We start from the raw sequence: 14032 nt of genomic DNA, 5'->3' as shown, positions 1-14032 counted from the left end.
GTGAGCGGCACCCCCGACCGAGGGCGCCGCCGGGCAAGGAGGGCCGCATGACCGTACGGCGAGTAATGGGCATCGAGACGGAATACGGGATCTCCGTCCCCGGCCACCCCAACGCCAATGCCATGCTCACCTCGTCCCAGATCGTCAACGCCTACGCGGCGGCGATGCACCGGGCCCGCCGGGCCCGCTGGGACTTCGAGGAGGAGAACCCGCTGCGCGACGCGCGAGGCTTCGACCTCGCCCGCGAAACCGCCGACTCCAGCCAGCTCACCGACGAGGACATCGGACTCGCCAACGTCATCCTCACCAACGGCGCACGGCTCTACGTCGACCACGCACACCCCGAATACAGCTCACCCGAGGTCACCAACCCCCGCGACGCCGTCCTGTGGGACAAGGCCGGCGAACGCGTCATGGCCGAGGCCGCCGAACGCGCCGCCCAGCTCCCCGGCGCCCAGCCCATCCACCTCTACAAGAACAACACCGACAACAAGGGCGCCTCCTACGGCACGCACGAGAACTACCTGATGAAGCGGGAGACCCCCTTCTCGGACATCGTGCGCCACCTCACCCCGTTCTTCGTCTCCCGCCAGGTCGTCACCGGCGCCGGCCGCGTCGGCATCGGCCAGGACGGACACGAGCACGGCTTCCAGCTCAGCCAGCGCGCCGACTACTTCGAGGTCGAGGTCGGCCTCGAGACCACCCTCAAGCGCCCGATCATCAACACCCGCGACGAGCCGCACGCCGACGCCGAGCGCTACCGCCGCCTCCACGTGATCATCGGCGACGCCAACCTGTCCGAGATCTCCACCTACCTGAAACTCGGCACCACCGCCCTGGTCCTCTCGATGATCGAGGACGGCTTCATCGCCGTCGACCTCGCCGTGGACCAGCCCGTCCGCACCCTGCACCAGGTCTCCCACGACCCGACGCTCAAGCGCCTGGTCACCCTGCGCAGCGGCCGCACCCTCACCGCCGTACAGCTCCAGATGGAGTACTACGAGCTGTCCCGCAAGTACGTCGAGGAGCGCTACGGCGCGGACGCCGACGACCAGACCAAGGACGTCCTCGCCCGCTGGGAGGACACCCTCAACCGCCTCGAGAACGACCCGATGAGCCTCGCCGGCGAACTCGACTGGGTCGCCAAACGGGAACTCATGGAGGGCTACCGGCGCCGCGACGGCCTCGACTGGGACGCCGCCCGCCTGCACCTCGTCGACCTCCAGTACGCAGACGTACGGGCCGACAAGGGCCTCTACAACCGCCTCGCGGCCCGCGGCCGCATCAAACGCCTGCTGGACGAGGACGACGTCGAGCGGGCCCGTACCAAGCCGCCCGAGGACACCCGCGCCTATTTCCGCGGCCGCTGCCTCGAGCAGTACGCGGACGACGTCGCCGCGGCCTCCTGGGACTCCGTGATCTTCGACCTGCCGGGCCGGGACTCGCTCCAGCGCGTCCCAACCCTGGAGCCGCTTCGCGGAACGCGTAATCACGTCAAGGAGCTCCTGGACCGCTGCCGCACCGCGGAAGACCTGGTCAGGGTGTTGTCGGGCAACTGAACCACTATCCGGGGCCGGCTCGGTCCGCAGGGTGGAAATGTCGGCGCGAGGGAATCATCGAGGTGGTCCCCGGACGTTGACGCAACTGCGGGGCCGATGTCGGACCCTGCTTGTAGGGTCTGATCAAGAACGTCGAACCGAGCGGGGTGAGGGTTATGGCGACCAAGGACACCGGCGGCGGCCAGCAGAAGGCGACGCGCTCGACCGAAGAGGTCGAGGAGCAGACACAGGACGCCCAGGCGACCGACGACCTCAAGGAACGCCAGGAAAAGCTGAGCGACGACGTCGACTCGGTATTGGACGAGATCGATGATGTACTCGAAGAGAATGCTGAGGATTTCGTGAGGTCATTCGTGCAAAAGGGTGGCCAGTAGCAAATCCTGCCTTTGAAACTAAGGTGAGATTCGAGGGAGTCCGGATTGCCTGAGGGCTCGGGGCTGCGGCGGTGTTCGCGGTGCAAGCAGGACCTGCCGCGGGCGGAGTTCGCCGGCAACAAGTCCATGTCCGATGGTCTGCAGGCGTACTGCCGGCAGTGCTCCGCCGAGTACTACCGGCAGCGCCAGGAGGCCAAAGGCAAGTCGGTGCGTGTCAGGGTGCCGGTGCCGCGAGGGCACAAGCGCTGCCCCCAGTGCACCGAGGTGAAGCCGCACTCGGAGTGGGAGCGCAACAAGTCCGCCTCCGACGGCTGGTCGAGCTATTGCCGGGAGTGCCGGGCCGTGCGGAACCGGATCAGCTACTTCCGGCGCAAATACGGCCTGTCCCCCGCCGAGTTGGACGCGATGATCGCGGAGCAGCGGGGAGTCTGCTGCATCTGCCTCGAAGCCCCGGCCGAGCATGTGGATCACTGCCACGACACGGGTAGGGTCCGAGGCGTACTGTGCTTCAGCTGCAACGCCGCGCTGGGGCAGTTCAAGGATCGGCCCGAGGCCATAAGGCGGGCTGCTGCTTACGTGGAAGGAAACGCGTGGAAGCCAACACTCGTAGCACCGGGCGTCTACCAGCTGCCTTCCTGACGCCCGGGTCGTCGTCCTTCATGGACTTCCTCTCCGAGCATCAGCCGGAGATCCTGCCGGGCAACCGGCAACTGCCGCCCACCCAGGGCGTGATCGAGGCGCCGCACGGCACCACCATCGTCGCGGTCACCTTCCCGGGCGGTGTGGTGCTCGCCGGTGACCGCCGGGCCACGATGGGCAACGTCATCGCGCAGCGGGACATCGAGAAGGTCTTCCCGGCGGACGAGTACTCGGCCGTCGGCATCGCCGGTACGGCCGGCCTGGCCGTGGAGATGGTCAAGCTGTTCCAGCTGGAGTTGGAGCACTTCGAGAAGGTCGAGGGGGCGCAGCTCTCGCTGGAGGGCAAGGCGAACCGGCTGTCGACGATGATCCGGTCGAATCTCGGTATGGCGATGCAGGGTCTGGCGGTGGTTCCGCTGTTCGCCGGGTTCGACGTGGACCGGGCCAAGGGGCGGATCTTCTCGTACGACGTGACGGGTGGTCGTTCGGAGGAGCACTACTACGCGGCCACGGGGTCGGGTTCGGTGTTCGCGCGCGGGGCGATGAAGAAGCTGTTCCGTGAGGATCTGACCGAGGACCAGGCCACGACACTGGTGGTGCAGGCGCTGTACGACGCGGCGGACGACGACTCGGCGACCGGTGGTCCCGACGTGGCGCGCCGGATCTACCCGATTGTCACCGTGATCACCGAGGACGGTTTCCGTCGGCTCGACGACGAGGAGTCCGCCGGGATCGCCCGTTCGATCCTGGAGCGGCGTCTGGAGCAGCCGGACGGCCCGCGGGCCGCGTTGCTGTAGGCGAGGGCGCGTGCTTATCCAGGTGGTCCAGTGACTTCGACAGAAAGGGACGGTTAACCGGTGTCGACGCCGTTCTATGTCTCACCCCAGCAGGCGATGGCGGACCGGGCGGAGTACGCCCGTAAGGGCATCGCGCGTGGCCGCAGCCTGGTCGTGCTGCAGTATGCCGACGGCATCGTGTTCGTCGGCGAGAATCCGTCCCGTGCGCTGCACAAGTTCAGCGAGATCTATGACCGGATCGGTTTCGCGGCCGCCGGCAAGTACAACGAGTACGAGAATCTGCGGATCGGTGGTGTGCGGTATGCCGATCTGCGGGGCTACACGTATGACCGGGACGATGTGACCGCGCGCGGTCTGGCGAACGTGTACGCGCAGACGCTGGGCACGATCTTCTCGTCGGCGGCGGAGAAGCCGTACGAGGTGGAGTTGGTGGTCGCGGAGGTCGGGGAGACTCCGGAGGGTGACCAGATCTACCGGTTGCCGCATGACGGGTCGATCGTCGACGAGCACGGTTCGGTGGCGGTCGGTGGTAACGCGGAGCAGATCAGTACCTACCTGGATCAGCGGCATCAGGACGGTATGAGTCTGGCGGAGGGTCTGAAGCTCGCTGTGCAGGCGTTGTCGCGTGACACGAACGGCAGTGAGCGGGAGATTCCGGCGGAGCGTCTTGAGGTCGCGGTGCTGGACCGTACGCGTCCGCAGCAGCGGAAGTTCAAGCGGATCGTCGGTGGGCAGTTGTCGCGGTTGCTGGAGGCGGGCGGTGCGACGACCGAGGCGGAGAGCGCCGAGGAGCCGGACGAGAAGTAGTCTTCGGTTTTTTCTGTGCCCCGGTCGCTGTGCGGTCGGGGCACAGGTGTGTCAGGGGGCGCTAGGGGGCGCTGTGGAGCCGCGTACGACGAGTTCGACGGGGATGTCCCCGGCGGCCGGTGTGCGGCCGTCCAGGACGGCCAGGAGGGCGTGCATGCCGTGTTCGCCGAAGAGTTCGGCGTCGAGTCGGACGGTGGTGAGTTCCGGGTCGAGGGCGGTGGCGAGGGCGAGGTCGTCGAGGCCGGTGACGGAGAGGTCGTCGGGGATGCGCAGGCCGAGGCGGCGGGCGGCCTTGTAGGCGCCGGCGGCGAGTTTGTCGTCGTCGCAGACGATGGCGGTGGGCCGGGGGCCGGGGCGGGTGAGGGCGGTCTCGGTGGCGGTGCGGGCGTCGTCGATGGTGAGGGGGGCGCGGGCGGTGCGGAGTGTGGTGCCGGGGGTGGTGCGGACGCGGGTGGCGAGTTCGCGGGCGCGTACGTCGAAGGTCCAGGAGGGTACGTCGGCGGCGAGGTGGAGGAAGCGGCGGTGTCCGAGGTGCAGGAGGTGGTCGGCGATCCGGCGGATGCCGTCGGTGATGTCGAGGTTGACGGTGGCCGCGCCGAGGCTGCCCTGGGGGTCGCTGTCGAGCATGACGAGGGGGAGCTGGTCGCCGTGGATGGCGGTGAGGGCGTCGGCGGCCATGGAGGAGGCGATGACGCCGTCGAGGGCGGCCTGGGCGGAGGCGAAGGGGTCGCGGGCGGGGCCGACGCCTTCGGGGGAGGGGTAGAGGACGACGCCGAAGCCGTGGTCGGCGGCGACGCGGGCGGCGCCGGTGTAGACGCCGGCGAAGAACTCGGTGGTGAGGGCGGGGACGACGAGGAGGACGGTGCGGGTGTGGCCGAGGCGCAGGTTGCGGGCGGCTAGGTTGGGGCGGTAGCCGAGGTCGCGGGCGGCTTCGCGGACGCGCTGAGCCGTGGTCTCGGAGACGCGTCCGCGCCATTTGTCGCCGAGGACCAGGGAGACGGCGGCCTGGGAGACGCCGGCGGCCTGGGCGACGTCACGGCTCGTGGGGCGGGTGCTGCCTCGTGCCACCGTGGGTCCGCTCCTTCGTCTGGACGGGTGAACAGCGCACATGGTACGTATGACGAAGGACGTTATACGTAAAACCTCCTGCGTCGCAGCAGGAGCCACCGGCAGCGGAAGGGCGGACATGGCCGCGGGGTATCTGGAGATCCTCAGGGCGAGGCATGCCACCCGGCTGCTGGTGGGCACCCTCGTGGGGCGGTTGCCGAACGCGACCGCCGCGCTGGCGATCGTGCTGTTCGTGCGGGCGGAGGGCGGCTCGTACACACTGGCCGGGGGACTGGCGGCCACGTACGGGGTCGCCAACGCGGTGGGGCAGCCGGTGCTGGGGCGGCTGGTGGACCTGTACGGGCAGCCGCGGGTGCAGCTGCCCGCGGCGGTGCTGTCGGCGCTGGCGATGGCCGGCTTCGCGTTCGCGGGTACGGCTCCGCTGTGGCTCGCCCACGTCTGTGTCGCGGCGGCCGGGCTGTTCACGCCGCCGCTGGAGGGCGGTCTGCGGGCGCTGTGGCCCGGTGTCCTGCGCGGCGAGGGGCAGGTGCACACGGCGTACGCGATGGACGCCGTGGCGCAGGAAGTGATGTTCACCGTCGGGCCGTTGCTCGTGACGCTGTGCGTGTCGCTGTGGTCGGCCCGGGTGGCGCTGCTCGTGCTGGGTGTCATCGGGGTCCTCGGCGCGCTGTCCGTGGTGGTCTCGCCGCCCTCGCGCGCGTGGCGGTCGGCTCCGCGCGAGGCGCACTGGCTGGGCGCGCTGCGCTCGCCCGGACTCCTCGCGCTGCTCGGGGCGTTCCTCTTCGTCGGGATGGCGCTCGGCTCCATCACGGTCGCCTCGGTGCCGTACGCCGACGACCACGGCGGGGACGCGGTGTACGGCTGGCTGATGGCGGCCCTGGGGATGGGCGCGCTCGTGGGCGGGCTGTTCTACGGGGCGCGCCGGTGGGCCGGTGACCCGGCGCGGCGACTGCGGTGGCTGGTGGCGCTTCTGGCGGTGTGTTACCTGCCGCTGATGCTGATGCCGGGAGCTGTGGAGATGACGCTGCTGACGGTCCTGGCGGGTGTCTTCCTGGCGCCGGCCATCGCGTGCGCGTTCGTCCTGGTCGACCGGCACGCGCCGGCGGGGACGGTCACCGAGGCTTTCTCCTGGCTCGTGACGACGTTCACCGTGGGCGCGTCGGTAGGAACGGGCCTGACGGGGCCGGTCGTGGAGGGGGGTGGCGCGTTGTGGGGCTTCGCCGTGCCGGGTGTCGCGGGGGGTGTGTCCCTGCTGGTTGTGCTGGCGACCGGACGGGTCCTCGCAGCTCCCGCCGGGCGGGCGGTGGTTGCGGCTTCATCGGAAAATGATCCAAACCGTGCTGTCGAACCCCGTTTGCGGTCAGGGGATCGGGCGTAATGTTCAGTCATGGACCGCCGCATTTTCGGGCTGGAGAACGAGTACGGCGTCACGTGCACGTTCAGGGGACAGCGCCGCCTGTCTCCTGACGAGGTGGCGCGGTACCTCTTCCGCCGTGTCGTGTCATGGGGCCGTAGCAGCAACGTCTTTCTTCGAAACGGCGCCCGGCTTTATCTCGACGTGGGTTCGCATCCGGAATACGCCACACCCGAATGTGACAACGTGACGGAACTCGTCACCCACGACAAGGCCGGCGAGCGCATTCTCGAGGGACTCCTGGTGGACGCCGAACGACGCCTGCACGAGGAAGGAATCGCGGGCGACGTCTACCTCTTCAAGAACAACACCGACTCGGCGGGAAACTCCTACGGGTGCCACGAGAACTACCTCGTCGCCCGGCACGGGGAGTTCTCCCGGCTCGCCGACATCCTCATTCCGTTCCTGGTCACCAGGCAGTTGCTGTGCGGTGCCGGCAAGGTGCTGCAGACCCCGCGTGGCGCGGTGTACTGCGTCAGCCAGCGCGCCGAGCACATCTGGGAGGGCGTCTCCTCGGCGACGACCCGGTCGAGGCCGATCATCAACACGCGCGACGAGCCGCACGCGGACGCGGAGCGTTACCGCCGTCTGCATGTCATCGTGGGCGACTCGAACATGTCCGAGACGACCATGCTGCTGAAGGTCGGCGCGACCGACCTGGTGCTGCGCATGATCGAGGCGGGCACGGTGATGCGTGACCTGACGCTGGAGAACCCGATCCGGGCGATCCGCGAGGTCAGCCACGACATCACGGGCCGGCGCAAGGTGCGCCTGGCCAGTGGCCGGGAGGCCTCCGCGCTGGAGGTGCAGCGCGAGTACTACGAGAAGGCCGTGGACTTCGTGGAGCGCCGCGGTGTCCGTACGGGCACCGTCGACCAGGTCCTGGAGCTGTGGGGCCGCACGCTGGACGCGATCGAGGCCGAGGACCTCGACCGGATCGGGACCGAGATCGACTGGGTCATGAAGTACAAGCTCATCGAGCGGTACCGGGCCAAGCACAACATGACCATGTCGCATCCGCGGGTCGCGCAGATAGACCTCGCGTATCACGACATCCACCGCCGTCGAGGGCTGTACTACCTTCTGGAGAGGAAGGGTCAGGCCGCCCGGATCTGCAACGACTTGAAGATCTTCGAGGGCAAGTCGGTGCCGCCGCAGACCACTCGGGCCAGGCTGCGCGGCGACTTCATCCGCAGGGCTCAGGAACAGCGCCGTGACTTCACGGTCGACTGGGTCCATCTCAAGCTCAATGACCAGGCTCAGCGCACGGTGTTGTGCAAGGACCCGTTCCGTTCGGTGGACGACCGGGTGGAGAAGCTGATCGCCGGAATGTAGCGATGCGGTCCGGAGTGGGTTCCGGAGCGCAACACGGGCGCCGTACGTTTCCCGTACGGCGCCCTTCGCACGCCGTAGAGTTGCGCGCACGCCATCATCAAGATCGACCGATACGAGGCTTTCACTGTGCGCCGACGCTCACTTCTCATCGCCGTACCCGCTGGACTGGTCACGCTCGCCGGATGCGGCGACGACAAGACGGACTCGAGCAAGGCAAGTGACAGCGCCTCGCCCTCTCCTTCCGCCTCGGCCACGTCCGCCGCGCCGCCGCCGAAGATCGTCGACGGTCCGGTGCCGGCCATCACGGCGGGGACGAAGTTCGACGAGAAGCCGACGGTGGCCAAGGGCAGTGGCGATCCGTCGAAGAACCTCGCGGTGAAGACGGTCATCGCGGGCAACGGGCGGGCGGTGGCGGAGGGCGACTACGTCCAGGTCAACTACCTCGGTCAGATCTGGGCCACGGCGAAGGTCTTCGACAACTCCTACGACCGTAAGTCCCCGCTGGTCATCCAGCTGGCGCAGGGCGGCATCATCGACGGCTGGCGGTACGGTCTGGCGGGCCGGAAGGTGGGCAGCCGGGTCGAGATGGCCGTCCCCCCGACCTGGGGCTACGGCACGCAGGGCAACGCGCAGGCGGGGATCAAGGGCACCGACACGCTGGTCTTCGTGATCGACATCCAGGACGCTTTCAACGCCAAGAGCTCCGCCAAGGGCAAGGTCGTCGCGCAGAACGACGCGAGCCTGCCGAAGGTGGGCACCAACACCGACGGCAAGGCGCCCTCGATCAAGGTCCCCAAGGGCGACGCGCCGACGAAGCTCGTGGCGAACTACGTCCTGGAGAGCGACGGGGCGCCGGTGAAGGCGGACCAGACGGTGCTGGTGCAGTTCGAGGGCGTGGTGTGGGACGGCGGCAAGGAGTTCGAGTCGACGTACGCCCGCAAGCAGCTCAGTTCCTTCTCCCTGACCCAGATGCAGCAGCTGGTCAAGGGGCTCGCGCAGGGACTGGAGGGCAAGAAGGTGGGCAGCCGGGTGCTGTTGGTGATGCCCCCGAAGCTGGGGTACGGCGACAACCCGCCGACGGGTGGGGCCATCAAGAAGGACTCCACGCTGGTGTTCTCCGTCGACATCCTGGCCGCTATGTGAGGGGCCGGATCTGTAAGACTGTCCGCGTTGCCTTTCGTACACAAGCAGGAGTCAAGACGTGAGCATCGAGAAGCCCGAGATCGACTTCCCGGGCGGCGAGCCCCCGGCCGACCTCGAGATCAAGGACATCTGGGAGGGCGACGGCGCCGAGGCGACCGCCGGCCAGACCGTCAGCGTCCACTACGTCGGTGTCGCCTTCAGCACCGGTGAGGAGTTCGACGCCAGCTGGAACCGTGGCACCCCGTTCCGTTTCCCGCTGGGCGGCGGCCGGGTCATCAAGGGCTGGGACCAGGGCGTCCAGGGCATGAAGGTCGGTGGCCGGCGTCAGCTGACCATTCCGGCGCACCTCGCCTACGGCAACCAGAGCCCGACCCCGGCGATCAAGCCCGGCGAGACGCTGATCTTCGTCGTCGACCTGCTCGGCGTCTGATCGTCGTACCGGAGTCGTAAGTGATCACATAGCGGTCCGATCGTCGTACGGCGTCCGTACGGGATGCGGTCGGACCCGGTCACCAGTGGCCCATGCCCGTGCGGGCATGGGCCCTCGGCTTTTGCCCGGCCACTTCGGAGCGGTACGGTCAACGATCGTAAGCACCATAGGGAGGCGAAGGGCGTCGATGGCCATTGCCAAGGCCGAGCGGCTGATGAACCTGGCGCTGTGTCTGCTCGGAACGCGCCGGCCGCTCAGCAAGCGTGAGCTGCGCGAGTCCATCGAGGCCTACCTCGAAGCGGGCAGCGACGACTCCTTCAACCGCATGTTCGAGCGGGACAAGGACGACCTGCGGGAACTCGGGCTGGTGATCGACACCGTCGAGAACCTCGACGGTGAGGTCGGCTACCTGGCGCGCCGCGACAGCAACCGCCTGCCGCCCGTCACCCTCGACGCCGAGGAGGCCGCCGCCCTGGGCCTGGCCGCCAAGGTGTGGCAGCAGGCCCGGCTCGCCGGCGCGGCCAGCGGCGCGCTGCAGAAGCTGCGGGCGGCCGGGCTGCCCGAGGACTTCGACGCCTATGAGGCCCACGGGGCGCTGGAGCCGCGCATCCCGGTGCACGAGGCGGCGTTCGAGCCGCTGATGCTGGCCTGCCGCGACCGCCGCCCGGTGCTCTTCGACTACCGCAAGTCCAACGCCGCCCACCCCGAGCCCCGGGCCGTCGAGCCGTGGGCGCTGGAGTGCTGGCGCGGGCACTGGTACCTGGCGGGCTGGGACCGGGACCGGGGCGCCGAGCGGGTGTTCAGGCTGTCGCGCATCACGGGGAAGGTGCGTTCGCGCGGCGCGCGTTTCACCGCGCCGGTCCCCGACGTGGTCACCGTGCGGGAGACCGTCGCGAGCTGGGCGGGGGAGAGCGCCGACCGCTCCGCGCTGATCCGGCTGCGCAGGGACGCGGGCTACCCGCTGCGGGCCAAGGCCACCGCGGTGCGGGCGCTGGGGGACGGCTGGGACGAGCTGGAGATCCCCTACGGCCACGGACTCGACGCCTGGCTGGTGGAGTTCGGGCCCGACGTGGTGGTCCTGGAGCCCGCCGAACTGCGGGCCGACGTGGTGGACCGGCTGCGTGCCGTGGCCAAGGGCTGAGGGGGAACGGACAACACAGTGGCAGGCAAACCGGTCAGGCCCACGAACGCGATCGACCAGACCCGGCGGATGCTCTCGCTGGTGACGTATCTGAAGGAGCGCCCCGGAGCGAGGGTGGAGGACGTCGCCCGAGCCTTCGGGATCACCGAGGACGAGCTGGTCTCCGACCTCGACGTGCTGCCCATGTGCGGCACCAGCTTCCGCGGCGGCGACCTGCTCGACATCGACACCGACGGCGAGCGCATCTGGTGGCACAACCCCGCCGCGCTCGGCGAGGAGACCGCGGAGCCGCTGCGGCTGGCCGCGGACGAGGCGACCGCGCTGCTGGTGGCCGCCCGCGCCGTGTCGACCCTGCCCGGGCTGCGCGAGAGCGACCGGCAGGCGCTGCTGCGCGCCACCGCCAAGGTGGAGGCCGCGGCCGGTGAGCAGGCCGGAGCCAGCTCCCGGCTGTCGGTGACCTTCGAGTCGGAGGGCGGTGTCTTCGCCGACGTCGACCGGGCGATCTCCGAGCGGCGCCGGCTGTGGATCCGCTACTACTCGCCCGCCCGTGACGAGCTCAGCGAGCGCGAGATCGACCCGATCCGCCTCGTCAGTGTCGGGCACACCTACGTCGAGGCGTGGTGCCGCCGCTCCGAGGCGCGCCGCACCTTCCGCCTCGACCGGGTCGCCGAGATCAAGATCCTCGACGAGCCGTCGGCGCCGCCCGAGATCGAGCTGCGGGACCTGTCGGAGGCGCTGGTGCAGCCCGCGGCCGAGGACCCGGAGGTCGTCGTCGAGGTCGGCCCGGGCGGCCGCTGGGTCGCCGAGTACTACCCGCACGACAGTGCGGATGAGCTTCCCGACGGCGGACTGCGTATCACTCTGCGAACCCCGGACCCGACGTCCCTGCGGCGGCTGGCGCTGCGGCTGGGGCGCGACGGCCGGATCGTGTCGCCGCGCGACCTCGCCGACAGTGCCCGTGAGGCGGCCCGGGACGCGCTCGCGGCGTACGACGGGGTCCAGGCGCGGGACGCCCAGGGCGCGCCCGCGGTGACCGAGGGGCAGTACGGCAGGCAGGAGCAGGCGCTGTGAACGAGTCGTCGACGGCCGGGGTGCGGGACATGACGGTGGCGGCCGCGTTCTCCGGGATGAGAGGGGTGGACCCCGTGTGGTTCCGGGCGGGCTGCCCGGACTGCCGGGGCCGCTTCGAGCTGGCCGCGGGCGCCCTGCGACTGGTCATCGGCGCCACGAGCCGCACCACCTTCTACTCCTTCACCTGCCCCGACTGCGGCGCCGCCGTCCGCAAGCCGGCCGGTGAGCGGGTCGTCGAGCTGCTCACCGGGGGCGGGGTCAGCACCCTGCGGCTGCACTCCGCGCTGTAGGCGCGCCGGGCGGCTGCGCACCGGGCCGGCGGACGGTCTAGGCTCGGCCCCATGTTCTGGCCGATGTTCGCGGTAGCTGTGGGTTTCCTGGGTCTCGCCGTTCTCGGTGTGCTGGCCGTGCGGGTCTTCCTGGAGGCGCGGCGCCTCGGCAGGCAGGTCAGTGACTCGGCGCTGCGCATCAGCCGGGCGGCGGAGGACCTGGAGCGGGCGGCCGTGAGCACGGCCCGCGCTGTGGACTCGCTGTGAGTCCTGTTGTGTGCAGGGTGTGAGTCGCGCGCCGGATGCGTTTTGGGCCACTTCGCCCTGTCGACCTGACGGTTCGGACAGGTACGCTGCTGATCGCGGCCCGCAGAACGAGGCGCGGACCGCGGACCGGGAGTACGCACAGGGATTGCCAGACGTTCACCCCTGAGCGTTACGATCGCTGTCAGAACGATTGATCGGACGTATGTCCGACCGGTCGGACGGCATCCCCACCCCAGCCGCCTCGGTGAGAAGGTAAAGACTTATGTTCGGAAGGCTCGGCGCCCCCGAGATCATTCTCATCCTCGTCGTCGTCATCCTGCTGTTCGGCGCGAAGAAGCTTCCCGACATGGCGCGCTCGCTCGGCAAGTCCGCTCGCATCCTCAAGAGCGAGGCGAAGGCGATGAAGGACGACGGCAACAGCACGGCCACCCCGGCCGGCCCGCCGCACACCGACGAGCAGTCCCCGTCTCAGCGCACCATCCAGGCCTCGCCCGGCGACGTGACCAGCGCGCGCCCGGTCACCGAGCCGACGGACACCACGAAGCGCTGACGCAGGGCCGGTGACCTCCGGCCCGCCGCACGAGATGGGAACGTGGGTTGCTGAAGCCCGCCCGCAAGCAGGAGAAGGACCCCGAGGGGCGAATGCCCCTCGCCGATCACCTGCGAGAGTTGCGCAACCGCCTGGTGAAGAGCCTCCTTGCGATCGTCGTCACCACGATCGTGGCGGCGTTTTTCTACAAGGACATCATCCAGTTCTTCACCGATCCCATCCTGCAGGCGGTGGGGTGCAAGTACAGCTTCGCCGAGCTGCAGAACACCGGCAACACCCAGTGCGCGCGTATCGTGCAGAACGGTCTGCTCAGCCCGTTCACGCTCGCCCTCACGGTCTCGTTGTCGTCAGGTGTGGCGCTCGCCGCCCCGGTGTGGCTTTACCAGCTCTGGGCGTTCGTGGCGCCGGGTCTGCACCGAAGTGAGAAGCGGTACGGCCTCGCCTTCGTCGGTGCGGGTTTTCCGCTGTTCCTCACCGGCGCGTACTTCGCCTACTGGTCGCTGCCCAAGATGGCGACGGTGATGCTGCAGTTCTCCATCATCGGAAGCGACAACCAGCTTCCCCTGGACGAGCTGCTGCAGTTGATCATGCGGATGATCATCGTCTTCGGCCTCTCCTTCGAAATGCCGTTGCTCCTGGTGATGCTGAACTTCGGTGGCGTGCTCTCGGGCAAGAGGCTGGTCGGCTGGTGGCGCGGCATGATCATGGGCATCACGCTGTTCGCCGCGATCGCCACACCCAGCACCGACCCGATCTCCATGCTGGCGCTGGCGGGTCCTATCTGGATCATGTATTTCGGAGCGACGGCCATCGCCCTTGTCAACGACCGGCGTCGGGCTGCCCGCGATGCGGCAGGGCCGGCGGACGACGAGGCCTCGGACCTGGATCTCACCCCGGAGGACATCGGGGAGATCGAGACCGTCTCCACGCCCCGGGCACTTCCCGAGCAGGTCGGCCCGGACCGGGTCAACGGCTACGACGACGTGACGTAGCCCTGTCGAACGCGGCTCGACGAGCGGCCGCCTGCCTCGCTACGGCGTGCGAGTCGGGCTCCGCTCACCTTGAACACTTGTGGGGGGGGGGCCGCGGGGGGGGGGGGGGGGGCCCCCCCACAGTGGGGGGGTGGGGTGTGTTTTTGGGGGGGGGGCCCGGGGGGGGGGGCGCCCCC

16 protein-coding genes are annotated in these 14032 nt (G+C 69.3%); 15 read left to right on the top strand and 1 reads right to left on the bottom strand.

From position 1 onward, the window contains the following. Positions 1-47: 47 nt before the first annotated feature. The 5 genes from dop to prcA all read left to right on the top strand — a co-directional run bounded on the left by dop (position 48) and on the right by prcA (position 4176). Positions 48-1559: a depupylase/deamidase Dop gene (gene dop / locus ABZT03_RS21865; RefSeq protein WP_356041714.1), complete on the top strand. Its 1512-nt coding sequence runs from the start codon at positions 48-50 to the stop codon at positions 1557-1559. Positions 1560-1714: 155 nt separating this feature from the next. Continuing rightward, complete coding sequence (locus ABZT03_RS21860) at positions 1715-1933, top strand: ubiquitin-like protein Pup (protein WP_266756831.1); 219 nt, start codon at positions 1715-1717, stop codon at positions 1931-1933. Between the two features lie 45 nt (positions 1934-1978). Further along, the gene (locus ABZT03_RS21855) at positions 1979-2572 is read left to right on the top strand and encodes an endonuclease VII domain-containing protein (RefSeq protein ID WP_356041712.1); all 594 of its coding nucleotides are present in this window, start codon (positions 1979-1981) and stop codon (positions 2570-2572) included. Beyond that, positions 2524-3369: a proteasome subunit beta gene (prcB, locus tag ABZT03_RS21850; protein WP_356041710.1), complete on the top strand. Its 846-nt coding sequence runs from the start codon at positions 2524-2526 to the stop codon at positions 3367-3369. Before ABZT03_RS21855 ends, prcB begins: the two co-directional genes overlap by 49 nt. Positions 3370-3429: 60 nt before the next feature. Further along, positions 3430-4176, top strand: coding sequence for a proteasome subunit alpha (gene prcA / locus ABZT03_RS21845; protein ID WP_356041708.1), 747 nt, complete (start codon positions 3430-3432; stop codon positions 4174-4176). A 51-nt stretch (positions 4177-4227) separates the two neighbouring features. Here prcA and ABZT03_RS21840 read toward each other — a convergent pair whose 3' ends face one another. Then, positions 4228-5244, bottom strand: coding sequence for a LacI family DNA-binding transcriptional regulator (locus tag ABZT03_RS21840; protein ID WP_356041706.1), 1017 nt, complete (start codon positions 5242-5244; stop codon positions 4228-4230). Between the two features lie 118 nt (positions 5245-5362). On the opposite strand from ABZT03_RS21840, the gene ABZT03_RS21835 reads away from it, so the two are divergent. From ABZT03_RS21835 to tatC, 10 genes are all read left to right on the top strand, one after another. Further along, positions 5363-6622, top strand: a complete 1260-nt coding sequence (locus tag ABZT03_RS21835; protein WP_356041704.1) for an MFS transporter — start codon at positions 5363-5365, stop codon at positions 6620-6622. A gap of 9 nt (positions 6623-6631) precedes the next feature. Then, on the top strand, positions 6632-7993 hold the full coding sequence (gene pafA, locus ABZT03_RS21830; protein ID WP_057607036.1) for a Pup--protein ligase: 1362 nt from the start codon (positions 6632-6634) through the stop codon (positions 7991-7993). Between the two features lie 126 nt (positions 7994-8119). Next, a complete protein-coding gene (locus tag ABZT03_RS21825; protein ID WP_356041702.1) occupies positions 8120-9136 on the top strand; it encodes an FKBP-type peptidyl-prolyl cis-trans isomerase in 1017 nt (338 codons plus the stop codon). A gap of 58 nt (positions 9137-9194) precedes the next feature. Then, positions 9195-9566 carry an FKBP-type peptidyl-prolyl cis-trans isomerase gene (locus tag ABZT03_RS21820; RefSeq protein ID WP_356041700.1) on the top strand — a complete coding sequence of 124 codons (372 nt, stop codon included), beginning with the start codon at positions 9195-9197 and terminating at the stop codon, positions 9564-9566. A gap of 187 nt (positions 9567-9753) precedes the next feature. Continuing rightward, entirely contained in the window at positions 9754-10707 is a 954-nt protein-coding gene (locus ABZT03_RS21815) for a WYL domain-containing protein (protein ID WP_356041698.1), read from the top strand. 18 nt (positions 10708-10725) lie between these two features. Continuing rightward, the gene (locus ABZT03_RS21810; protein WP_356041696.1) at positions 10726-11778 is read left to right on the top strand and encodes a WYL domain-containing protein; all 1053 of its coding nucleotides are present in this window, start codon (positions 10726-10728) and stop codon (positions 11776-11778) included. Further along, entirely contained in the window at positions 11775-12068 is a 294-nt protein-coding gene (locus ABZT03_RS21805; RefSeq protein ID WP_356041694.1) for a hypothetical protein, read from the top strand. The genes ABZT03_RS21810 and ABZT03_RS21805 overlap by 4 nt, the downstream gene beginning before the upstream one ends. A 51-nt stretch (positions 12069-12119) precedes the next feature. Further along, complete coding sequence (locus ABZT03_RS21800; protein ID WP_356041692.1) at positions 12120-12314, top strand: hypothetical protein; 195 nt, start codon at positions 12120-12122, stop codon at positions 12312-12314. Positions 12315-12576: 262 nt separating this feature from the next. Further along, the gene (gene tatA, locus ABZT03_RS21795; RefSeq protein ID WP_356041690.1) at positions 12577-12864 is read left to right on the top strand and encodes a Sec-independent protein translocase subunit TatA; all 288 of its coding nucleotides are present in this window, start codon (positions 12577-12579) and stop codon (positions 12862-12864) included. A gap of 47 nt (positions 12865-12911) precedes the next feature. Next, entirely contained in the window at positions 12912-13856 is a 945-nt protein-coding gene (gene tatC / locus ABZT03_RS21790; protein WP_356041688.1) for a twin-arginine translocase subunit TatC, read from the top strand. The last annotated feature ends 176 nt before the right edge of the window (positions 13857-14032 follow it).

It is taken from the genome of Streptomyces sp. NPDC005574 (assembly GCF_040605435.1).
In the GTDB taxonomy this organism is placed as follows: domain Bacteria; phylum Actinomycetota; class Actinomycetes; order Streptomycetales; family Streptomycetaceae; genus Streptomyces.
The sequence above is the reverse complement of the archived record's forward strand: the minus strand, read 5'-3'. Positions and strand labels throughout refer to the sequence as shown.